Annotated in this window: 21 protein-coding genes and 1 tRNA gene; 9 read left to right on the forward strand and 13 right to left on the reverse strand. The window is 59.0% G+C overall.

Features of this window, described 5'->3' with window-relative positions; translation table 11 throughout:
- Nucleotides 1–64: 64 nt before the first annotated feature.
- Nucleotides 65–1330, reverse strand: coding sequence for a CCA tRNA nucleotidyltransferase (locus ACLM45_RS10935; RefSeq protein WP_415409290.1), 1266 nt, complete (start codon nucleotides 1328–1330; stop codon nucleotides 65–67).
- On the opposite strand from ACLM45_RS10935, the gene ACLM45_RS10940 reads away from it, so the two are divergent.
- The 3 genes from ACLM45_RS10940 to ACLM45_RS10950 are packed head-to-tail and all read left to right on the forward strand — an operon-like array spanning nucleotide 1329 to nucleotide 2814.
- Nucleotides 1329–1580, forward strand: a complete 252-nt coding sequence (locus ACLM45_RS10940; RefSeq protein WP_006043019.1) for a Ycf34 family protein — start codon at nucleotides 1329–1331, stop codon at nucleotides 1578–1580. The genes ACLM45_RS10935 and ACLM45_RS10940 overlap by 2 nt on opposite strands.
- Nucleotides 1577–2227, forward strand: coding sequence for a tRNA (adenosine(37)-N6)-threonylcarbamoyltransferase complex dimerization subunit type 1 TsaB (gene tsaB, locus ACLM45_RS10945; protein WP_415409292.1), 651 nt, complete (start codon nucleotides 1577–1579; stop codon nucleotides 2225–2227). The genes ACLM45_RS10940 and tsaB overlap by 4 nt, the downstream gene beginning before the upstream one ends.
- A complete protein-coding gene (locus ACLM45_RS10950) occupies nucleotides 2227–2814 on the forward strand; it encodes a YdcF family protein (RefSeq protein WP_415409293.1) in 588 nt (195 codons plus the stop codon). Before tsaB ends, ACLM45_RS10950 begins: the two co-directional genes overlap by 1 nt.
- Here the strand turns inward: ACLM45_RS10950 and ACLM45_RS10955 are convergent.
- The 5 genes from ACLM45_RS10955 to rpaB are packed head-to-tail and all read right to left on the reverse strand — an operon-like array spanning nucleotide 2805 to nucleotide 7497.
- Nucleotides 2805–3431 carry a lysophospholipid acyltransferase family protein gene (locus ACLM45_RS10955; RefSeq protein WP_038005385.1) on the reverse strand — a complete coding sequence of 209 codons (627 nt, stop codon included), beginning with the start codon at nucleotides 3429–3431 and terminating at the stop codon, nucleotides 2805–2807. The genes ACLM45_RS10950 and ACLM45_RS10955 overlap by 10 nt on opposite strands.
- Nucleotides 3432–3472: 41 nt before the next feature.
- Entirely contained in the window at nucleotides 3473–4369 is an 897-nt protein-coding gene (gene fabD / locus ACLM45_RS10960; protein WP_415409294.1) for an ACP S-malonyltransferase, read from the reverse strand.
- A gap of 27 nt (nucleotides 4370–4396) precedes the next feature.
- Nucleotides 4397–5440, reverse strand: coding sequence for a beta-ketoacyl-ACP synthase III (locus ACLM45_RS10965; protein ID WP_415409295.1), 1044 nt, complete (start codon nucleotides 5438–5440; stop codon nucleotides 4397–4399).
- A gap of 22 nt (nucleotides 5441–5462) precedes the next feature.
- Nucleotides 5463–6770, reverse strand: a complete 1308-nt coding sequence (gene plsX / locus ACLM45_RS10970; protein ID WP_415409296.1) for a phosphate acyltransferase PlsX — start codon at nucleotides 6768–6770, stop codon at nucleotides 5463–5465.
- Complete coding sequence (gene rpaB, locus ACLM45_RS10975; protein ID WP_415409297.1) at nucleotides 6751–7497, reverse strand: response regulator transcription factor RpaB; 747 nt, start codon at nucleotides 7495–7497, stop codon at nucleotides 6751–6753. Before rpaB ends, plsX begins: the two co-directional genes overlap by 20 nt.
- 90 nt (nucleotides 7498–7587) lie before the next feature.
- Here rpaB and radA point away from each other — a divergent pair, with 90 nt between their 5' ends.
- Nucleotides 7588–8982, forward strand: a complete 1395-nt coding sequence (radA, locus tag ACLM45_RS10980; protein WP_415409298.1) for a DNA repair protein RadA — start codon at nucleotides 7588–7590, stop codon at nucleotides 8980–8982.
- A 12-nt stretch (nucleotides 8983–8994) separates the two neighbouring features.
- Here radA and ACLM45_RS10985 read toward each other — a convergent pair whose 3' ends face one another.
- Complete coding sequence (locus ACLM45_RS10985) at nucleotides 8995–9540, reverse strand: photosystem I assembly protein Ycf3 (protein WP_369776004.1); 546 nt, start codon at nucleotides 9538–9540, stop codon at nucleotides 8995–8997.
- Nucleotides 9541–9574: 34 nt separating this feature from the next.
- On the opposite strand from ACLM45_RS10985, the gene ACLM45_RS10990 reads away from it, so the two are divergent.
- The 3 genes from ACLM45_RS10990 to ACLM45_RS11000 are packed head-to-tail and all read left to right on the forward strand — an operon-like array spanning nucleotide 9575 to nucleotide 13566.
- Nucleotides 9575–11944, forward strand: a complete 2370-nt coding sequence (locus ACLM45_RS10990) for a heavy metal translocating P-type ATPase (RefSeq protein ID WP_006043029.1) — start codon at nucleotides 9575–9577, stop codon at nucleotides 11942–11944.
- A 2-nt stretch (nucleotides 11945–11946) separates the two neighbouring features.
- A complete protein-coding gene (tmk, locus tag ACLM45_RS10995) occupies nucleotides 11947–12588 on the forward strand; it encodes a dTMP kinase (RefSeq protein ID WP_415409299.1) in 642 nt (213 codons plus the stop codon).
- Nucleotides 12589–12591: 3 nt separating this feature from the next.
- Entirely contained in the window at nucleotides 12592–13566 is a 975-nt protein-coding gene (locus tag ACLM45_RS11000; RefSeq protein ID WP_415409301.1) for a DNA polymerase III subunit delta', read from the forward strand.
- Nucleotide 13567: 1 nt separating this feature from the next.
- On the opposite strand, the gene ACLM45_RS11005 is transcribed toward ACLM45_RS11000, so the two are convergent.
- From ACLM45_RS11005 to ACLM45_RS11020, 4 genes are all read right to left on the reverse strand, one after another.
- Nucleotides 13568–14365: a response regulator transcription factor gene (locus tag ACLM45_RS11005; RefSeq protein ID WP_006043032.1), complete on the reverse strand. Its 798-nt coding sequence runs from the start codon at nucleotides 14363–14365 to the stop codon at nucleotides 13568–13570.
- 322 nt (nucleotides 14366–14687) lie between these two features.
- Nucleotides 14688–14759, reverse strand: a tRNA-Asn gene (locus ACLM45_RS11010).
- Nucleotides 14760–14782: 23 nt separating this feature from the next.
- On the reverse strand, nucleotides 14783–15487 hold the full coding sequence (locus ACLM45_RS11015) for an ABC transporter ATP-binding protein (RefSeq protein ID WP_006043033.1): 705 nt from the start codon (nucleotides 15485–15487) through the stop codon (nucleotides 14783–14785).
- Between the two features lie 5 nt (nucleotides 15488–15492).
- Complete coding sequence (locus ACLM45_RS11020) at nucleotides 15493–15756, reverse strand: hypothetical protein (RefSeq protein WP_006043034.1); 264 nt, start codon at nucleotides 15754–15756, stop codon at nucleotides 15493–15495.
- A 156-nt stretch (nucleotides 15757–15912) separates the two neighbouring features.
- Here ACLM45_RS11020 and psbD point away from each other — a divergent pair, with 156 nt between their 5' ends.
- Nucleotides 15913–16968 (forward strand): photosystem II D2 protein (photosystem q(a) protein), encoded by a 1056-nt coding sequence (gene psbD / locus ACLM45_RS11025; RefSeq protein ID WP_006041823.1) that lies wholly within the window; start codon nucleotides 15913–15915, stop codon nucleotides 16966–16968.
- A 357-nt stretch (nucleotides 16969–17325) separates the two neighbouring features.
- Complete coding sequence (locus tag ACLM45_RS11030; protein WP_415409303.1) at nucleotides 17326–18762, forward strand: DUF2079 domain-containing protein; 1437 nt, start codon at nucleotides 17326–17328, stop codon at nucleotides 18760–18762.
- A 182-nt stretch (nucleotides 18763–18944) separates the two neighbouring features.
- On the opposite strand, the gene ACLM45_RS11035 is transcribed toward ACLM45_RS11030, so the two are convergent.
- Together ACLM45_RS11035 and ACLM45_RS11040 are read right to left on the reverse strand one after the other, a co-directional pair.
- Nucleotides 18945–20420 carry a DUF2079 domain-containing protein gene (locus tag ACLM45_RS11035; protein WP_415409304.1) on the reverse strand — a complete coding sequence of 492 codons (1476 nt, stop codon included), beginning with the start codon at nucleotides 20418–20420 and terminating at the stop codon, nucleotides 18945–18947.
- Entirely contained in the window at nucleotides 20387–21958 is a 1572-nt protein-coding gene (locus ACLM45_RS11040) for an ArnT family glycosyltransferase (RefSeq protein ID WP_415409305.1), read from the reverse strand. Before ACLM45_RS11040 ends, ACLM45_RS11035 begins: the two co-directional genes overlap by 34 nt.
- Nucleotides 21959–21989 lie beyond the last annotated feature (31 nt).

A 21989-nucleotide genomic window follows, 5' to 3' on the forward strand; every position in this document is an offset into this window, starting at 1 on the left:
AAACGGGGGAGAAAAACGGAAAACTGCGTGTCAGGGCCGATCGTTGTCGTCGCTGCAATGGCAGTTAATCACAGCGCCCGTTCGATTGGCTTGCCGAAGGAGGCCGGTGGAGCCATCGGCGGGCCTCGTCGAGGGCCTGTTGTTGAGAAACGACCCGACCATAAGCGTGAGCGATGGTCAGGTGCTTAATCAAGGCGCCAAGCCTTGGGCCAGGTTTGAGTGAGAGCTCTGCCTGAAGGCTGTCTCCATCCACTGGTGAACAGGGGTGAAAGAGGGGATCTTCGGGATCCCTCCAGCGCTGCATCCATTGGTTTCTGCGTTGTTCCGGCCAGTGCAGAAGCAAGGCGGGAAGATCAGCCTCCAGCTCTAGATGCAGCCGCACCATTTCCACTTCGCTAAGGGGGTTGTCGTTATCAGCACCAAGGCGTTTTTGCCAGTAACGCAGCCTCGTACAACGTTGAATCTGCCGACGGCTGAAGCGAAGCGATTTCAGCCCTTGATCGCTGAGAAGGCCAGTTAGCCTCGCTAAAGGCATCGCGAGGTTGTGCTCCTCCTCGGTCATCCATGGGGCATCCGTCACCGTCATGTCTGTTGTGGTGCCCGAATGCTGAGCCTCCTCTGCTCTCCAGGGCTGGAGAAGGCTCAGAGAGTTCATCAGCGCAATCGCCTGGTCGGCGGCTGGAGCTGCGACGAGTCGCAGCAATTCGGCCTGAATCCGTTCCGGTGCCGACTGAGACAGCAATTGACTGTTGGCTTTCACCATGGCCAGTGTGTCTGAATCGATGCGCATCTCCAGTTCGGCCATCAACCGAAGTGCGCGCAGCAGGCGCAAGGGGTCGTCGCGGAGATTGCTCTCCCGGATTGCGGAGATCAGTCCGTTCTGAAGATCCTTGAGGCCCCCTGTTGGATCGAACAGTTGTTGGGGATCCGAGAGGCTCAGCGCAATGGCGTTGAGTTTGAAATCACGTCGGAAGAGATCCTCTCTTAAATCATTTCCCTCGATCCTGGCGAAGTCGATCGTCCAGCCGTTCAGCACCAACCGAGCCATGTCGCGCTGTTCATCCAGCACCACACACACACCACCGTGGTCTCTGGCGAGGCCTTGAACGATGCCAAGCACCGCACCGGGAATCACCAGGTCGAGATCAGGGCATGGGGGCAATCGGTTCAGTAATCCGTCGCGGACTGCTCCACCAACGAGGATGGCCCCATCAGGCAGTTGAGCGGGCTGAACAGGCCATCGTTCTGGCTTCAGTCGGCGCCAGAGCAAATCCGGCAGCCGGTCTGGACCCACCGTCAGAATGGTGTTCGCACTAAAACCATTGGGCATGTGCATCTGTGTGGACTGCCGCTGGGTCGATCGTTGTCAGGCCTATCACGCGGTTGAGCGTCAGCATGGTGCCGCGCATCTCTGCGAAGCCCCGCAGATGAAGCCTGTTGAACCCAGGATTCACATCAGTGTGCATGACCTCCCCCACGGACAGGTCGGCGTTGAATGGGATGTGCGTACCTGTGCAAGCTTCACCCTCGACCAAGGGCGATGGGCGCGTCTGCGCCCTGGTGAAGAGGTGCCCCAATGAATGACTGGCTGCTGGCGCTGCACAGTTCGACGGAAACCGTAGGCATCGCGTTGGTTTCTGCGCAGGCACCCCTCAGTGAGGCGAGGGTTCTCTGCCGTCCGATGGGGCGTGCTCTGACGAACGCGCTTCCTTCTCTTCTTGAGGAGGTTTTGCCGACGTCTGAATGGTCAGGGATCCGGCGCCTTGCTGTGGCCACAGGTCCCGGGGGTTTCACAGGAACCCGGCTGACGGTCGTGCTGGCTCGCACGCTGGCCCAGCAGCTTCAATGTCCTCTCGATGGCTTGAGTAGCTTTGCGTTGATGGCTCCACGCCTGCAGCTTGAGCTTCCCGCCGAGCAGCGGGGTGAACCCTTCTCCATCGTTCAGGTTCTGCCTCGGCGGGGTCGGGTTGCAGGTCGCTATCAGGTGCGTGATGGCTGGAATCGAGACAATGCAACCTGCGCGGAGATGGACCTCAGGGAATTGCAGGTTCCGGTGCTGCTTCAAGCGGCCGAGCAGCCGGCACCTGAGGTGAAGATGGCTGTTGATGTGGCTTGTGATGTCCTGCAGCTTCTGCGCTGCTGCCAGGATCGCCATTCACGCCATGCGTCCGGTCCCTGGGACCCCGTGCTGCCGATTTACCCCACCTCCCCGGTGGGATCGGTGTGATGGGCTTCGGCATCCGCCCTTTCCTTTTGGTTTCATCACTGGTTGCTGGAGCCGCTTTTGCGACGCCTCTTCGGCCTTTCGCTAAAGCGGCACTCACCCGACAGGATCCGCAAAAGATTCTTGTGCTGGGTGGTGATGCCGACCGAGAACGCATCGGTTTACGCCTGGCCCGTCAACTGGAGCTGCCGTTGGTCGTCAGTGGTGGAACCAATCCTGAGTATGCCCAGTGGTTGATGGAGCATGAGGGACTTGGGCAGAACGAGGTTCGACTTGATTACCGGGCGCAGGACACCCTCGGCAATTTCACCTCACTGGTGGATGAGCTCCAGGGAGAGGAGATTGAGCACGTGCTGTTGGTGACCAGTGAGGATCATCTGCCCCGGGCCTTGATTGTTGGTGGGATCGTTGCCGGCAGTCGTGGGATCCGGTTGACGGGCGTGCCAGTGAGTTGTGCCGAACGGTGCCGCAAGGAAAGCCTGGGAAAGCGTTGGGGTGATGGCCTCCGCGCTCTCGCCTGGGTTGTCACCGGGCGTGATCTGAAGCCCTGGGCACGCAGGCGATGGCCCGAATTGTTCCCTCAGCCCTGATCGAGCAGGGCGTTGATTCTTTGCTGGAGTTCGATGGTGGCGGCCTCCAGGTCGGGTTTGCGGCGGCTTATGGGTGCAGGGATCGGCTCACCGATGCGCAGCTGGACTGGCACCAACCTGGGCCAGCTTTGCCCAGTGCCAAGGGCTCGATGACTGTTGAGGATGGCGACAGGCAGAAGCGGTGCTCCTGAACGAGCGGACAGCAGGGCCGCTCCGGGCATGGGTTGATTGACGCGGCCGTCTGGCTGGCGCGTTCCATCCAGGAACACGCCAATTGCCCATCCTTCCTGAAGACGGGCTGTGGCGGTGCGGATTGCTTCTCGGTCACTGGCGCCACGTTTCACCGGGTAGGCCCCGCAGGCCCGGATCAGGGGACCCAGCAGGGGAATACGGAACAGTTCCGCCTTCGCCATGAAGGCCACAGGACGCCCCAGGGCATGCCCCAACAAGGGTGGATCGAGATGGGAACCATGGTTGGCCACCACCACAAGAGGACCCTGCATAGGGACTCGCTCATTTCCGCAGGTACTTCCTCGGAACAGCAGCCGGAACAGCGGAAACACCAGTATTCCGCTAACGAGCCTGTAGGTGAGACTTGGTCGTGGCGTCAAGATCAGTGGTCCTGACGGTTGATTCCCGGAGTCAGGAGTGTTCACGCTCAAAGTCCGAGATCGCCGGCTCCAGCGAGCTGGGACAGCGTGACCCCGGGCATGGCGCGTTTGGCCAGACCACTGAGAACAGCCCCTGGGCCGACTTCCACCAGGGTCTCCACGTTCGCTTCAGTCATCGCCACCATGGTTTCACGCCAGCGAACGCCTGTGATCATCTGGCGTTGCAGGCGCTGCTTGAGTTCAGCCGCATCCATGCAGGGAGTGGGGTCCGTGTTGCTTAAGACTGGGAAGCGGGCATCCTCAAAGGTCAGATGATTGAGGTGTTGCGAGAAGGCATCCGCCGCGTCCTGCATAAAGGGCGAATGAAAGGCTCCCGATACAGCCAGGGGGATGACTCGTTTACAGGTCAGGGCTTCACCAACCGCCTTCACGGCGTCTGCTGTGCCCGACAACACAACCTGGGCCGCACTGTTGTCGTTGGCAATCACCACGCCTTCCGTAGCGTTCACCAGGTCGTCGAGCTGACTGCGCTCGAAACCGATAACGGCGGCCATGGCTCCTCCGCCAGCTGCGGCCATCAGTTCAGACCGGCGCTGCATCAGTTCAAGACCGGTCGCAGCATCAAACACCTCTGCGGCATAAAGGGCAACCAGTTCTCCGAGGCTATGGCCGGCGACCAGCGCAGGCTCGCGACCCTGCCGCCGCAGCTCATCCACGATCAGCGACTCGACCACGAACAGCGCGGGCTGGGTGTTCCGCGTGTCGTTCAAATCAGCAGGATCATCCGCATCCCCAGGCTCGCCGCGACAAATCCCTAGGAGATCGCGACCCAGCAACCGAGAAGCCAGCGCAAAGCGCTCCTCAGCACCAGGAAGGCTGAGAACTGGATCGGCCATTCCGACTTTCTGAGACCCCTGACCAGGAAACACCCAGGCGATCGACATTCTTGACGGCGCAATCGTTGCTGGAGCCTACGCGGGCCCCTGCCAGCGAAGCAGGGCCGCCCCCCAACTCAGACCAGCACCGAACCCGCTACCGGCGAGGAGATCGCCGGAGCGGACCCGTCCGTCGCGCACAGCTTCATCGAGCATCAATGGGATGGTTGCTGCCGAGGTGTTTCCGTATTCCGCCAGGTTGCTCAGAACCTTGGTGCTGGGAACCGACAGTCGATCAGCGACTGCATCGAGGATGCGTTGGTTGGCTTGATGGAGCAGGAGCCAGTCCAGTTGATCGGGAGAGACGTCGCAGCGCTTCAAGAGTGACTGGAGGACGGCGGGAACCTCTCGGACCGCGAACTTATACACCTCCTGGCCGTTCATCACGATCGGCTGAAACCCACCTGCACGGTGCACGGCCTCATCGACGAGGGGAGAGGAGGTGTCGATGGCAGGCAAATTGAGAACGGCGCCGCGCGACCCGTCGCTGTTTAGCAGAAAACCGAGAAGTCCATCCTGATCCGAGGCTTCCAGAACGACGGCTCCGGCGCCATCGCCAAACAACACGCAACTGCGGCGGTCGTCCCAGTCAACGAAGCGGCTGAGCTGGTCTGCACCGATCACCAGGGCACGGCGCATCGCCCCCGTTCGCAGATACTGCGCTGCCGTGACCAGTGCAAACAGAAAACCGCTGCATGCGGCCGTGAGATCGAAGGCAACAGCATTGGTCGCGCCGAGGTCGGCCTGCACTCTTGGTGCTGAACCGAACAGATCATCGGGTGTGGAGGTGGCCAGGAGAATGAGGTCAAGATCCTCGGGAGATCGACCGGCCATGGTCAGGGCTTTTCGACCTGCCTCCGCAGCAAGATCGACCAGGGTCTGACCTGCATCGCTGATCCTGCGACGACCGATGCCCGTGCGTGTGCGGATCCATTCATCGTTGGTATCGACCCTTTGGCTGAGCTGATCGTTGCTGATCACCTGCGCTGCCTGTGCGCTGCCGCTGCCGATCAGGGCCACGCCAAGGACCTGCGGTGATTGTCCAGCCAAGAGAAGATCCAAGCGGGTGGCGTCAGTCAACCACAGTCCGGCAGGGGCAAGCTCAGGCTTGCACCGTCGTTTGCTGGCTGAGCGCAGCCAGATCCTCCATCACGCCATGGCTGGCGGCTGAATGGGCCAGACGCAGGGCACTGACAACGGACAGAGCCTTGCTGCTGCCATGGCCAATCACACAGATGCCGTTCACGCCAAGGAGCAGCGCACCACCATGCTCGGCGTGATCCAGTCGCTTTTTGATGCGTTTGAGGTTGCTGCGCAGAAAGGCTGAGCCGACCTTGCCGCGGCGGCCCCTTGGCAGTTCGGCTTTCAGAACACCCAGAAGCACGCTGCCCACAGATTCAAGGAACTTGAGCAGCACATTGCCGGTGAAGCCGTCGCACACCACCACATCGAATGCTCCGGAGAGCACGTCCCGTCCTTCGCAATTGCCAGCGAAGTGCAAGCGGGATTCCTCTCTCAGCAGCGCATAGGTGCTGACCGCCAGGTCATTGCCTTTGCATTCCTCCTCGCCGATGTTGAGCAGTCCGATTCTGGGCCGAGCGACCTGCAGAACATCTCGGCTGTAGATGTTGCCAAGAAGCGCGAACTGATGGAGGTAAGTGGGCTTGCAATCCATGTTGGCGCCCACATCGAGCACCAGGACAGGCTGTCCGGGGTCCTTGGTGGGGAAAAGGGCGCCGATGGCTGGTCTGTCAATCCCCGTGAGGCGACCCAGCCGGAAGATCGCGGAGGCCATGACGGCACCCGAATTTCCTGCGGAGTAAACCGCTTTGGCTTCACCGCGTTTCACGAGATCCATTGCCACATTGATGCTGGCGTTGCGTTTGCGACGCACGACTGTGGCTTCTTCATGCATTTCGACCGACGGTCCACTCAGGATCAATTCGAGATGGCCGGCATCAATCGCGGCGTTCAACGCTTCGGTCAGGCCTGAGGCAGCCGCAGCTTCCAGGACGCGATCCGTCTCACCAACAAATCGAATGCGTACGGCCAGCCGCTCGATGGCTTGAAGGCAGCCTTCAAGAATTGGGGTGGGGGCATGGTCGCCGCCCATGCCGTCCACAGCGACCCAAATCCTGTCTTGGTCGTTGATCTCAATGTCTTCCCCAGGCAGGCCTCCCTGCAGGCGGCGTAGGGGATCCATCACCGGTTGCAGCATGGATCCGGCCATGGAGGTCACGGATCCAGCCATGGAGCCCGCGGCATTCGCCGAGGTCGTCGCCGTGCCAACAAGGCTGGTGACAGCAGCATTGCGCCGATACCAGATCACCAGACGGCGTACCGCCTTGGAGCGGCGGGGCTTAGTCCGCGGTGTTGAGACCGGGTTCAGCTCAGGGTCCTTCGGAGGCAACGGAATCGACGATGCGCTGGAACAGGTAACCGGTTCCCCGAGCTGTGAGGATCAGCTCGGGATTGGCCGGATCGTCTTCCAGTTTGGAACGAAGACGGGAAATATGAACATCCACCACGCGTGTATCAACGTGTCGTTCCGGGGTGTACCCCCAGACCTCTTTCAGGATCTCACCGCGACTGAAGGGTTCGCCCGAGCGACTCACCAGCAGTTCGAGCAAGCTGAATTCCATCCCTGTGAGGCGGATGCGTTCATCGGCACGGAACACCTGGCGTTTGTTGGTGTCGATCTTTAAATCCGACACCTTGATCATCCCGGAATTGGGAATGCCGGCGGCGTTCTCTTTCTCAACCCTGCGCAGCACGCAGCGAATTCTGGCTTCGAGCTCCTTGGGGCTGAAGGGTTTGATCACGTAATCATCGGCTCCCAGCTCAAGGCCGGTGATGCGGTCGGCCACGTCGCCCAAGGCGGTGAGCATCACGATCGGCACATCCGATTCCTTGCGCAGCTCTTGGCAGACCCCATAGCCATCGAGTTTCGGCATCATCACGTCGAGAACGACCAGATCCGGTTCGCACTCCTGGAAGCAGGCCAAAGCTTCGGTGCCGTCGCAGGCGGTGACGACGTTGTAGCCGATCATCGACAGCCTGGTTTCCAGAATCCTGCGGATACTGGCCTCGTCGTCCACTACGAGAATGGTTTCTTTGGTAGGGGCTGAGGCCGTCATGTCGCCGGCAATGCTTCAAGTTATGGGTCACAAATAGGCGAGCGACATGCCTTTTTGTTCACGCAACGCCAACTTTCTTCATTATTCGACGTGCCTCGTCCGTCAACTTTTTACGTCTGCCAGAGCTGCGGAGCGCAGACCCGGCAGTTTTTCGGTCGCTGCAACAGCTGTGGCAGCTGGAATTCTCTCGTCGAGCAATCCGCCCCGAAGCAGGACGCACGCCGCCGCCGTGCTGGAGCCGATCCAGGAGCCGGACCTCAGGCACGCCGTTCCACCTCGATGGCTGCCCTTGGCGACCAGCCGTTGCAGCGGCTCCCTAGCGGATATGGAGAACTGGACCGCGTTCTCGGTGGTGGGCTGGTTCCCGGTTCGCTTGTTTTGGTTGGTGGTGACCCTGGGATCGGCAAGAGCACCCTGCTGCTGCAGAGCGCATCGGCCATCGCCAGCCATCGTTCCGTGCTGTACGTCAGTGCGGAGGAGTCAGCCCAGCAGGTGAAATTGCGCTGGCAGCGCCTCACCTCAGATTCCAGCGATCTTCAGCTTCTGGCAGAAACCGATCTGGATCTGGTCCTCGAGGAGCTTGAGGCTCTGCAGCCCGATGTGGCGATCATCGACAGCATCCAGGCCCTGCATGACGGTGATCTGTCCAGTGCCCCCGGTTCCGTGGCCCAGGTGCGGGAGTGTGCGGCCGCGCTTCAGCGCGTAGCCAAGCGTCAGAACACCGCGTTGCTGCTGGTGGGGCATGTGACCAAGGAAGGGGTGCTTGCTGGCCCGAAGGTGCTGGAACATCTGGTGGATGCTGTGCTCACCTTCGAGGGGGATCGCTTCGCGAGCCATCGTCTGCTGCGGGCGGTGAAGAACCGCTTCGGCGCTACCCATGAACTGGGCGTGTTCGAGATGCGGGGGCAAGGCCTTGCCGAAGTGGGGAATCCCAGCGAGCTTTTTCTCAGCGGGGAACGGACCAGCGGAGTGGCCACGATCGTGGCTTGCGAGGGGACCCGTCCTCTTGTGGTGGATTTGCAGGCTCTTGTCAGCACCACCAGTTATGCAAGCCCCCGCCGTACGGCTACAGGCATCGCGGTGAACCGTTTGCATCAGATCCTCGCGGTGCTGGAAAAACACATGGGCTTGCCCCTGTCGAGGTTCGACTGCTACCTGGCTGTGGCTGGTGGGCTGGATGTTGAGGAGCCTGCTGCTGATCTTGGTGTGGCCGCGGCTGTGGTGGCCAGCTACCGGGATCTGACCCTCCTGGCAGGAACGGTGTTGCTTGGGGAACTCGGCCTGGGTGGTCAGCTTCGGCCAGTGGGGCAATTGGAACTGCGCTTGCAGGAAGCCGTGCGCCTCGGGTTCACCCGCGCTGTGGTCCCCAAAGGAAGTGGTCTGGGCCCTTTGGCCGCACGCCTTGATCTTGCCTTGCTCGAAGCGGGATCGATCACTGAGGCCCTCGTTCTTGGCTTGGGAGTGAACCCCGGCGATGACGATTGAGCGTGACCGCGATCAGAAGTAAACGTCCACATTGCTGCGGCCACTGGACTTCAGCCAGTTTTCGATGTCGAGGTAGCCGCCGGGATTCAGTCGCACGGCTTGCGTCCATACGTCGGCGGCTTGATCAAACCATCCGTCGGCATCGTCGCGGCGACCCTCTTCCTCCGCAGTGCGCCCACGCTTTTCGTAGATCAACCCCATGTTTTTTAGGCATGACGGCTGCTTGGGGTTTTCATCCAAGGCCTTCTGATAGGTGGCCAGAGCCCGGTCTTCTTCACCGTTACTCATATAGATAATGGCCATGTTCTTTAGGGTTTCGCCCCGGTCGATAGGGTTCTCCTCAAGCTTCAGACTTTCCTCGTAATTTTCCAGAGCCTCTGCATAATCGCCGTCATTTTGAGCTGAGAGTCCATCCCGGTAATACACATAAGCCTCTTTCGCTCTGGCGTTGATGGGCAAGAGCTTCACGATCAGGTCGGCCATCACCGTGAAGCTCTTGTCGATGAAGTTGTCGTTGCGGTTACTGCGGGGCACAAAGAGCTGGACGGATGAATCCATCCTGAACCCAACAGGTGATGCCTAGCGTGAGTTGATGGAATCCGTCGCCGTGTCCACATCGTCGTCAGCCGAGAACACCTCCACATCCAGCAGCGCCCAGGTGGTGCTGCTGGATGTGGAGGGAATGAAGTGCGGTGGGTGCGTGCGAGCCGTTGAACGCACGCTTCAGGATCAGCCAGGAGTTCAGGAAGCCAGCGTCAACCTGGTGACCCGCAGTGCTTGGTTGCGCTTCGAGCCCACGGGTCTAGATGTTCAGCAGTCCCTTGAGGGCGCTCTTGACGCGTTGCGCAGCAGGGGCTTTCCAGCCCAGCCGCGCCAAAGTGGTGTCTTGAGCGGGGACGCTGAGCCTGGCCGGGCCTGGGGATGGTGGAACCAGTGGCGTCAGCTGATGGTGGCCCTGGTGTTGCTGCTGCTCTCGGTCCTCGGCCATCTGGCAGAGGCAGGGACGCTGTCGATGCCGTTGATCGGGACGCTGCCGTTCCATGCGGGATTGGCCACGGTTGCGTTGATCGGACCGGGTCGGTCCATCCTGCGAGGTGGTTGGGCCGCGGCAGTGAGTGGCGTCCCTAGCATGGATACGTTGGTGAGTCTGGGCGTTGGTAGTGCCTACCTCGCCAGTGTGGTTGCCCTGGTGTGGCCTGCGGTGGGCTGGCCCTGTTTCTTCAACGAACCAGTGATGCTTCTGGGCTTTGTGCTCCTTGGTCGTTTCCTTGAGGAACGGGCCCGTCGGCGCACCGGTCGTGCTCTCAAGGAACTGGCAGCACTCCAGCCATCTTCGGCCAGGCTTGTGATGGCCGATGGCATCGTGCGGGATGTGCCGGTTGAGATGTTGCGGCCAGGTGAGCGGATTGAATTACTCGCTGGAGATCGCATCCCGGTGGACGGTGTGATCGAGGAGGGCTTTTCCGCGGTGGATCTGTCCAGCCTCACGGGAGAACCTCTTCCAGTGGATGCCGGCCCGGGAACGGAGCTCAGTTCCGGTTGTCTCAATCTCGAGGCCACCCTGGTGATGGAGGTGCGCCGGGTAGGCCGTGAAACGGCCCTTGCTCGCATCATCACTTTGGTTGAGCAGGCCCAGGCGCGGCGCGCGCCGATCCAAGGGCTTGCCGATCGGGTGGCAGGGCGCTTCTGCTACGGCGTGGTGTCGCTGGCGCTGCTCACCTTTCTGTTCTGGTGGCTGATTGGCAGCAGCCTTTGGCCTCAGGTCCTGGAGGTTCCTGTGGTGCTGATGGATCATGGCCAAGGTCATGGTGTTCATCAGTCCTTGGGAGCAGCAGCTCAGACGCCGTTCGCGCTGGGACTGCAGCTGGCGATCGCAGTGCTTGTGGTGGCTTGCCCCTGTGCTCTTGGTCTGGCGACCCCCACGGTGATCACCGTGTCGTCAGGTTTGGCAGCTCGCCAGGGCTGGCTTTTCCGGGGTGGTGATGTGATCGAGAGATCCGCCGCCATCGAACGGGTGGTTTTCGACAAAACCGGCACGCTCACGCTGGGGAGGCCACTCGTGGATGCGGTGCTCTTGAGTGATGATCCGTCGCGCACGATCCAGTTGGCGGCCAGCCTTGAGCAGACCAGTCGTCATCCTCTGGCTCATGCACTGCTGCAGGAAGCGCAGCGCCTCAATCTTCCTCTGCTTCCGGTTCAGGACAGTCGAACCGTTCCTGGAGCAGGGATGGAAGGATCACTGTCTGGCTCTTCGGACCCTCTGCGCGTTGGATCCCTGGAATGGTTGCGGGGCCAGGGGGTCGAATGGCCTGATCACCAGCGGGATGCCGTCGAAGCCGCTCAGACCGGGGGACAGTCCCTTGTGGCTGTGAGTCTGGGACAGCGGCCGATGGGCCTGGTAGCGATCGACGATCGTTTGCGTCCTGATGCTGTGATTGCATTGCAGCGCCTGCGATCCCAGGGTTTATCACTCGGCATGCTCAGCGGTGACCGTCGTCAAGCTGTGGAACGGGTGGGCCAGACGCTGGGGCTCCAGGGGGATGAACTGGCCTGGCAGCTTTTGCCCGATCAGAAACTTGAGCGCCTGGAATCTTGGCGCCAGTCTCAGCCGATCGCGATGGTGGGCGATGGCATCAATGATGCTCCGGCTCTGGCGGCCGCTGATTTGGGGATTGCCGTGGGGACCGGAACCCAGATTGCCCAGGACACGGCTGATTTGGTGCTGATGGGTGATCGCCTGGAGGCCCTGCCTGAAGCCCTTGGCCTGGCTCGGCGCACGATGCGCAAGATCCGCCAGAACCTCATCTGGGCGTTCGGATACAACCTCATTGCTCTGCCTGTTGCGGCTGGGGTTTTGCTGCCAGGATTCGGCATTCTTCTCTCCCCTCCCCTGGCTGCATTGTTGATGGCCCTCAGTTCGGTCTCTGTTGTGGTCAATGCCCTCAGCCTGCGGCTTCCCTGACCATGAAGGGGCGTTTCTTGGTTTTGGAGGGAATCGATGGCTGCGGCAAGACCACGCAGCTGCGCCAGCTTGTTGATTGGCTTCCGGGTAGCGGCCTAATGCCTGATGGGGCAACGCTGCATCTCACCCGTGAGCCTGGCGGCACTCCCCTCGGTCGTGCTTTGCGTGAACTGTTGCTGCACCCACCGGATGCAGCGGCGCCGTGCCCGGAGGCCGAGCTTCTGATGTATGCCGCCGACCGGGCTCAGCACGTGCAACGCCGAATTCTTCCAGCCCTCAAATGCGGCGACTGGGTGCTCAGTGACCGCTTCAGTGGGTCAACCGTTGCTTATCAAGGACATGGACGTGGGTTGGACAGGTCGCTGATTCTTGACTTGGAGCGGATTGCCACCGCTGGCCTCGTGCCGGATGTCACGCTCTGGCTCGATTTGCCTCTTGAAGCGAGCATTGCCAGACGGGGCGATCGGGCTGAGGACCGGATTGAGGCTGAAGGGCAGGCCTTCCTGGGCAGGGTGGCCAATGGATTCCGCGTGCTGGCCGCGGAACGGGACTGGGTTGGTATCCCTGCTGATTTGAGTCCAGAGGAGGTTCAGAGGACCATCCGTCTTGCTTTGGAAGGGAACACTGCCCTCAGGAGTGCGTGACCGATGGCCAGCGAGCTGTTTGCTGATCTTCAGGGGCAGCCCCTGGCCACCCAGTTGCTGCAATCCGCGTTAGCGCTTCAGCGCCTGGCACCGGCGTATCTGTTCAGCGGCCCTGATGGGGTGGGACGCCGGCTTGCTGCCTTGCGCTTCATGGAAGGTGTGCTCAGTGGCGGCAGCCAAGACCCCAGGGAACGCCGGCGTCTTGAAGAGCGCAACCATCCTGATCTGCTTTGGGTGGAGCCCACCTACAGCCATCAGGGGCGCCTCATCTCCAGGTCTGAAGCCGAAGCCGCCGGAGTGAACAGACGCACACCGCCCCAGGTTCGTTTGGAGCAAATTCGTGACCTCGGCCGTTATCTGGCTCGACAGCCCTTGGAGTCGGCGCGAGGGCTGGTGGTTCTTGAGCAACCGGAGGCGATGGCTGAGGGAGCGGCCAATGCCTTGCTCAAAACCCTCGAAGAGCCGGGGCACGGGTTGCTGATTCTGCTTTCGGCTGCACCTGATCGTTTGCTGACCACGATCCGCTCTCGATGCCAGCAGATCCGTTTCACCCGGTTGCCCGATGGAGTGATGCAAGCAGTGCTGGCCGAGCTGCCAGATGATGCCGGGCACCGAGCTCTGGAGATTGCTGCCTCTGAGCCTGAGCTTGTGGCTCTGGCATCAGGCTCTCCCGGTGCACTGCTCGAGCACGTACGTTTGTGGAGTTCGATTCCTGAAGCACTGAAGGAGCGCTTCAGGAATCTGCCCCAGACTCCCGTGGATGCTCTCGGGCTGGCGAGAGATGTCTGCGAACAGCTGGAGGGGGAGCAGCAGCTCTGGTTGATCAGCTGGTGGCAAACCGTTCTCTGGCGACAGCAGCTCAACAGGGTGTCAGTTGAACGCCTGAATCGCCTGCGTCACCAGTTGCTGTCGTTTGTGCAGCCACGTTTGGCTTGGGAAGTGACTCTGCTTAACCTGATGAGATCCCACACCGCCTGATTCAGGCGGTTGCGCGATTGTTCTGATCGTTTTGCTCTCGATCCTGACGTGCTTGGGAGAGGACGTCCTCAAGACCCTCTAGCTGGGCACCGGTGGGAAGTTCCAAGCAATAACCAGCTCCATAAACTGTTTTGATGAAACGGGGTTTCCGAGGATCGGGTTCGAGCTTGGTGCGCAGGTGACGCACATGAACACGGATAGTCTCAATGTCATCGTCCGGCTCGTACCCCCACACTTCCTTGAGGATCAAAGAGGGTGCAACGGTTTGCCCGTGACGCTGGAGCAGGCAGTGCAACAGCTCGAATTCGAGGTGGGTGAGGCGGACCGGCTTGTCGAACCAGATGGCTTCGAAGCGTTCAGGAACCAGGGTGAGAGGCCCGTAACTGAGAATTTCGTGGTGGTTGCCGGAGCTGCCCACTGGAGCCCGGTCGCTGCGGCGTAACAGGGCCTTGATACGCACCTGGAGCTCTTCGAGATCGAAGGGCTTCGTGAGGTAATCATCGGCTCCGGAGTTGAAACCGCTCACTTTGTCTTTGGTGCCTCCAAGCGCGGTAAGCATCAAAATCGGGATCCCTGACGTTCGCTCATCGCGACGAAGCCGCTGGCAGAGGGTCAAACCATCGACTTTCGGAAGCATCAGATCCAAAAGGATCAGATCCGGGCTGTATTGCAGAGCAAGAGCTTGCCCTTTGATGCCATCCTCAGCGCTCTGAACATCGAAGCCGCTGTGCTCGAGATGGCCGCTGACCAGCTCGCGCATATCCCGGTCGTCTTCGATTAGCAGGATGCAGGGCTTCATCGACTCGCAGGCGGGTGGAACGGGGAAGACGTGGTTATGCCGCGTCGTGGCTTCACAGATTCTCTCAATATTCCTTTGCAGATGCAGAAATTGGTTAAGTCAGAATTTGAGGGAGTAAAGGCTTTAATCCACTGCGGCGGAATAAGTTGCGCGGGATTCCGGCGACGAGACGTCTTGCCGCCTCTTCAGGAAGTCTTTGGTTTCCTGCCCCGTCTGTTAATGAATTTCCATCAATGAGGGAATTTGATCGGGTGCCGGGCCGGCAGATCTGAAAAATAAAAAAACACCACGAACCTTCGGCCGTGGTGTGTGGTGGTGAAAGCTCCCCGGGCGGGATTCGAACCTGCGACCAATCGATTAACAGTCGACCGCTCTACCGCTGAGCTACCGAGGAATGTGACCAAGAGAACTTACCTCTCAGCCCCGCCGTCCTGCAAGAGGCTCGAGCTCCTGCCTCACGACTGGGCCACTTCTCCAGGGGCCGATGCGTCCATTTTCCATCCTTGCGGCACCATCGGCGTGATCAAGCTCTCCCAGTCGATGGGTCACCCAGAGTGCGGTCAGGGGGGTTTTGGAGCGGTGGCAAAGCTGTTGAACGGTGGCAAGGATCGTCGTCTGGCTGGCGGAATCGAGCAGCGCGGTCGGCTCGTCGAGCAGAAGTAGGTTGGCTTCACTGGCGAGAGCACCCGCGATCGAGAGGCGCTGCTTCTGCCCTCCGCTAAGGGTGTGAATCGATCGGCCGCCCATTCCGGCCAGGCCCACCTGTTCAAGAAGCTCCTCAATCCTCTCCAACTTCTTGGATCTCGAAAGCTGAGGAGGGAGATTGAGAAGAAGCTCGCTGCTGCAGCTCGGCAGCAGCAGTTGATGGTCTGGGTTCTGAAACACCAGAGCAGGTCGTAAGGAGCAGCGCACTTCTCCACGTTGTGGATGGATCAGGCCGCAGATCATCCGGAACAGCGTGCTCTTGCCGCTGCCGTTGCTGCCCACCAGCATCCAAAGCCCAGGGGACCGAATCTCCACGCTGCATTGATCGAGAGCTTGAGTCCCGCAGGGCCAGCAGAAGCTGACCCGATCGAAGCAGAGTGCTGCCCGGTCGGAGTCGGCGTGTGCCTCCGCTTTCATCCTGATCAGCCTTCGAAGGAGAAACCCGGGCGCTTCGTGCCGCCGCTGGCAGCGGTCTTCTCGTAGATCTGCACGGCGAGCAGATCGCTCGTGAGAACGCTAAGGCGTTTGCCCTCGACTTTCTCGCAGCTGAGCTCCAGCAGGCGTGGCTGACCCTGTTCAAGGGCCGAGCGCACCTGTTGGTACAGCGCCTCCGCTGAGTCCTGCTCTTTTCGTTGCACGGATACGGGCATTGGACTCATGCGCAGAGCCAACTCAATCACGTACACAAATCAATCCCAGAGATAGGACCATCTTCGCCAATCAACGCGTTCCTCGAGGTGTGGGCATTTCTACTCATGTCTTCCCCGTTGTTCGGCTTTCTTGCCCACGAACCGTCGACGGCCACTAGGCTTTTTCACGTAAAGCTTCATGAAGCTCCTCTCATGACAATTGCTGTAGGACGCGCGCCTCAGCGGGGATGGTTCGACGTCCTCGATGACTGGCTCAAGCGCGACCGCTTCGTTTTTGTCGGCTGGTCCGGCATTCTTCTCTTTCCCACGGCCTACCTGGCCATCGGTGGCTGGCTCACAGGCACCACTTTTGTTACCTCCTGGTACACCCACGGCATTGCCTCCTCGTACCTGGAAGGTTGCAACTTCCTGACCGCTGCTGTCTCCACCCCCGCTGATGCGATGGGACACAGCCTGCTGCTGCTCTGGGGCCCTGAAGCCCAAGGCGACTTCGTTCGCTGGTGTCAGCTCGGCGGTCTCTGGGCCTTCGTGGCTCTGCACGGTGCCTTCGCCCTGATCGGCTTCATGCTGCGTCAGTTCGAGATTGCTCGTCTCGTCGGCATCCGTCCTTACAACGCCATCGCCTTCTCCGGCCCGATTGCGGTGTTTGTCAGTGTCTTCCTGATGTACCCCCTCGGTCAGAGCAGCTGGTTCTTTGCGCCCTCCTTCGGTGTGGCCGCAATCTTCCGCTTCCTCCTCTTCCTCCAGGGCTTCCACAACTGGACCCTGAATCCCTTCCACATGATGGGCGTGGCCGGCATCCTCGGCGGCGCACTGCTTTGCGCCATTCACGGTGCCACCGTGGAAAACACCCTGTTTGAGGACGGTGAGCAGGCCAACACCTTCAAGGCGTTCGAGCCCACTCAGGAAGAAGAGACCTATTCGATGGTCACCGCCAACCGCTTCTGGAGCCAGATTTTCGGAATCGCTTTCTCCAACAAGCGCTGGCTGCACTTCTTCATGCTGTTTGTGCCTGTGATGGGCCTGTGGACCAGCTCCATCGGCATCATCGGCCTGGCCCTCAACCTGCGTGCCTACGACTTCGTGTCGCAGGAGATCCGCGCTGCAGAAGATCCCGAATTCGAGACCTTCTACACCAAGAACATCCTTCTCAATGAAGGTCTGCGTGCCTGGATGGCACCGGCTGACCAGCCGCACGAAAACTTCGTCTTCCCTGAAGAGGTTCTGCCACGCGGCAACGCCCTCTGATCTTCAATTTATTTTTCTTTAGGCCTCCGTGAGGGGGTCTTTTTTAATGTTCAATAGCAGGCGTTGATTGGAACGGAGCCTTTGAGAGGTGTTTGTCGATAGGTGTTCGCTAGGGCTGAATCCGGCTTTGATTGATGCCTGCATTAATGGAATTCTGACTAGCGACTATGTTGAGATGGTACTTATTCAATTAAGAGTGGATGATGGCGACGATTGGCAGGTCTCTTTAGAGTCATTCAATGCTTTGGTAAGTAAAGGGTTGCATGCCTGATTTCTTGGGTATGTGAGTGGTGTTTCTGGGTTAAAGTCTAAGGCGTAAACTTGGCTTTGAGGTGTTTATGATTGATAGGGGGAAGTATGGCTATCAGTTTTAAGCAGGGTTCTTCGATTGAGCATGCAGCTTTTGTTGTCTCGATCGTTTATGCCAGTATTCTGTTCGCGACGGCGGCTGTTCAGCATTATCTTTTTGGTACTCAGGTTTGGGATATTGGACTTTTTGAGCAATTTAGTTGGCTGATTGGTGAAGGAAAGATTGCAGCGATTAGCAGTTTGAGGCAGGTTGCTCCGTTGGAGGACCATTTTTCGCTTCTTCTCCTTCCCTTGGGGGCCATTTATAAAGTCTTTCCCTCTACATTCACCTTCATCGGTTTGCAGTCGATTGCTTTGGGGGCACTTCCTGCCATTGCTGCGTCTCTAGCTGTCAAGCGTCAGATTGACGCTCGGCTCATCTGGGCATTAATCTGCGCAATCGTTCTTTGTCCTTATAGCTTTTTGGTCAATAGAGGGGACTTCCATCCAGATGTCCTCACGATTCCATTCATGATTGTGGCTATTTATGAGGTAACTCAGGGTCGAAGATGGCGCTATTATCTTTGTCTATTAATTACACTTTTTGCGAAAAATGCCCAAGCACTGTTTGGGCTGGGCTTGGGTTTGTATGCGCTCACAAAGGGTAGGTATCTGAGGGGGCTCATTTCAATTGTAATTTCAATCTTTTGGTGGTTCTTGGCAACGCATCTTTCTTCTGCAGGGGGAGATCATGTTGCCATGCGTTTGGGCTATTTGGGTGATACGAAACTCGAGATGCTTGCGACATTGCTTGTGCGGCCTTGGATAGTTTTTAGTGTTGCCTCTCCTGAGAGTATTTTTCTCTATACCTTAGGGCTCTCGCTTCCCTTCCTTGCTCTTCTGCGGAAGCCAGCGTTGGCATGTTTGCTTGGTGCGGCCCCTGTTTACTTGGTGAATGTTATCTCCGATTCAGGCATTCAGCGTGAGCTAAATCATCATTACTCGATTCCAATATTAGCCTTTTTGATTGCTGGTTGCCTTGATTCGTTGCCGTTAGTCTCAGTTAAGGCGCGTCGTATTCAGAAGAATGTATTCAATGCCACCTTAGTCTTCTCCTTGGTGGCCTTTTTGGGTTACTCGCGAGTGATGTATTTTAAATCCCGTTACCTGCCGCGCTTGCCAGAAGCAGTTGCTTTTCAGTCTGTTGTTTCTGGAATTGGTTCTCAAGAGTCAGTTCTGGCTTCTTCGAATTATGTCGTCCATCTTGCCGGGCGTGAAAAGATATCTCAAGTCGAAAAAGAGGACTATCAGGTAAAATGGCCTTTTGATGTCATTATTTTTCCGAGTGAAAAAGCTTTGATTAATGTCAGAGGGCGGCTTAAGGAGGTTGGGAAGACAAAGATCGGCCGCACTATGAATCAGGTGCTGGAGAGGGCAAAGGCTTCGGGAATGAGTTGTAGTCAACCCAATGATTACGTTCGTTTGTGTCGGAAGGGTGCTGGTTGACGGCTGATTGTCTGGTCCCAGTATTTTCCTGTGTTGGTGCTATTTCTTGTTGTTAAATGTCTTTGGATTTTGCTGTCTTCGGTAGTCGTGTTTTGGTTTTATTCTTTCTTTATTCATTGCTTTGCAGGTCTCGATTCATCCGATCAAAAGCCTAGTGCCAGGCCATGGGTATGGTTGGGGCGCTATGAGGTTGAGCTTGGTTTGCGGCAAAACTTCAGCCCAGAATCCCAACTCTTGCAGGTCCAATACCTTTCCTCTGCCTCATTGAGTAGGCGCTTCTGGATCCTCTTGTTCGACCCCCAACCCGGATGGTTTGGATTCAGTAAGAAAACGTTCCAGTCGTTGTTAAAGGCTTGCTCGCTCTGAGATCGTTTGGCGAAGGTAACGTGCTGCCTTTGGCTGATCTGTGGCACTAAGTAACTGGTTGTAAGGACACGATCGTTTGGAGTTAGCTTGGAGATGGCTTGGTATGCATCCCCCATCATGTGCACTCTGTCGAGATAGGGGCCCGTGAAAAACCATGGTTTGGCTAATGCGAGCCAAAGGCTCACCGCCCAAATTACACCGTTCCGAGGGAAAGTTCGTCTTGGCTGTAGGGACATTCCGTCAATTGCGGCGGTGACGCTCAGGACGGCAAGTGGAAGGCTGTAATGGTGAATCAGCGTTCGATAAGATGATGCCTCAGCATTGAGATTGACAAGCAATAGTGGGACTGCCGCGCTCAAAATCACCAGGGAGTTCCTTCTCCAGAAGGGAAGGGTGGGAAGGATTAAGACCATGAGATAAAAGGCGCCGCTGCCTAAGTCGATGTGCGTGACGGCAAGCCATGGTCGGCTGATCAATGTGAACAGAATGTCCCCGAAATTGTCACCGAGATGGGAAAACATCCGACCAGCGGCTTTTGGCCCTTCTCCATTTCGGAACAATGGATAAAGCCAATGGCTCAGCAGAAGGACCCAAGCGCCGGAGAGTCCAGTGCCTGCGATCGCCCATGTCCAGCGCCGTTGGAATAGCAAGCTGAGGCTGAGTCCCAGGGTGACCAGAACCAGGCCATCACGGCATCCCAGCATCAAGGCCAGCAGCAAAAGCCAGACTCCGATGCGCTGCTGGCGTTGGCACCAAATCGCCATCGCTAGCCCAGGCATGATCCAGGTCTCCGGGTGGAAATCAAACAAATTGACGTTGAAAACCAATGGTTGAAGCCACCACAACAGGCAGCTGAACCAGCAGAGCCGTCTGGATAGGCCGGCTTGAGTTGCCAACATCCAGACAGGGATTGCAGTAAGACTGAGGGATAGAGCTTGGCTTGCGAGTAGCCAATGAATCGATGGATGCAACCAATACAGCAGACCCGACCCATAGAACATCCAGGCGCCGTGATCAGCGAGCACATGAACGTTCTCCATCGAGGAGATCGGGTCTAGCCCTGAGCCGATCAGCCAGGCCCATTGATCAAACAGCCCGAGGTCGTAGGCATTGCTTTGCAGCAGCCAGTGGCGCAGGGCTGAAGCACCCCAGGCAAGCAGACCGAGCAGCACAGACCAAAGCCAAAGTGCGGCGTGGGGTGGAGCCGGAGCGCGGCGCGGCTGTGGCTGGTTTGTGGCTGGTTCGTGGCCGTGGCTTTTCAAGCTGTTGCGGGGCAACGCCAGAGGGCCCATTCTCCATCCTTTGAGGAGCTGATCTGCTCGCAGTCCGGCTCCTGCTGTCGACTGACCCGCCAGTGCTCGTTGGCGCCTGTGTCGATGGAACGACGTAACTCCCGTCCGCCATACCAGCCCAGCGACGGTCGGGTTGGGCCTTTGAGAATGACCACGGCATCCTTAGGAAGCTGGCGGATCAGGCCAGCGATGGGCCTGGGATCCCAGCTTTCGTTCAGTTCCCAGAGCCAGAGCTGGCTCTGCCAGAGCATCAGCAGGGCCAGCCCCCAGCCAATCAGCACGGCCACCAGGCCCCGGTGACGCGTGCGGAGCGAGGGGCCACGCAGGCCAGGGCCACCGATCAGCAGCCCGAGCCCGGCGAGCAGGAGGGCGGCGATCGGTAGCTGGATTGGTTCACCAAAAAAGCTGGCCAACCCAGCCAGCACAAGGCTGAACAAACCGAGAAGCTGGAAGCCCCAGCTCAGCCAGCGTGGCTTGCCTGTCTGCAGCAGTTCGGCTAAGCCTTCGCCGCAGAGAAGGGCGATCGGGGGCCAAAGCAGATGGCTGTACCAGGGGAGCTGGGTGCGCAGGGGCAGCACTAGGGCGGCGCTGCCGATCAGCAGTCCCAGTTCCCAGCGACCGCTGCTCTGATGCCGGTGGCGCCAGGCCCAGGCCAACCCGGTGGGCAGGAGCAGCAACCAGGGCCAGCCTCCCTCGATCACTTCGGTGATCGGCATCACCCAAGCGCCCTGGTTCTCTCCTACCACCTCGGTGATCCTTCTCAGACCCTGGCCGCCCCACATCACCAGGGCATTGGCACCCCGCTGGTGCAGGTGCCAGCCATGCCATCCGATCCCAGGCAGCAGACCAAGCCCGAACCAGCCGAATGCCGAGGTGCGCCAGGGCCGCCGTTCCCAGAGGCTGATCGCCAGCGCGATCAGGAGAAATCCCAGCAAGGCCGGTGGTTTGAGCAGCAGAATGCCGCTGCCCCCCAACCCCGCCAGCAGAGCATGCCAACGGGTATCTCTGCTGGCGATCCAGCCGCTCCAGAGCAGCAGGGAGCAACTCACGAGGGAGCCATCCAGCATCGCCAGCCGACCGTGGCGTGCCATCGGCAGCAGAGTCATCAAGATCAGCGCCGCCATCAGTGCGCTGCTGTCGCGCTGTTTCCGCTCCTTTGGCGATACAGGTTCCGGGTTCAGGCTGCGACGCAGCCAGTAGATCAGGGGGACGGCGAGGCTTGAGAGCAGGCAGGGCACTAGACGCACAACCCAGTCCTTTTCCCCGAAGTTTTGGACAGCCCCTCCGATCAGCCAATGCAAGCCCGGCGGTTTGTTGAGGTAGGCCCCCTCCCACTTGTAGGCAATTAATCCATCAAGAAGATGTCGTCCTTGAACAACTTGCTGCCAAGTGGATCGCGCCACAGTGGCCACAAGGCCTTCATCCCAGTCCCGCAAGGGCTGATTGCCTAGCCAGGGCAGCCAGAGGCAGAGGGTCAAAAGCCAGAGAGCAAGTGCAGGTCTGCCTTTCAAGAACAGATGAGTTCCGTTATGGTTCAAGTGTTCAGATCGCAGTGGTGTGATGCTGTAA

The organism is Synechococcus sp. A10-1-5-9 (assembly GCF_047716785.1).
Taxonomy (GTDB): Bacteria; Cyanobacteriota; Cyanobacteriia; order PCC-6307; family Cyanobiaceae; genus Synechococcus_C.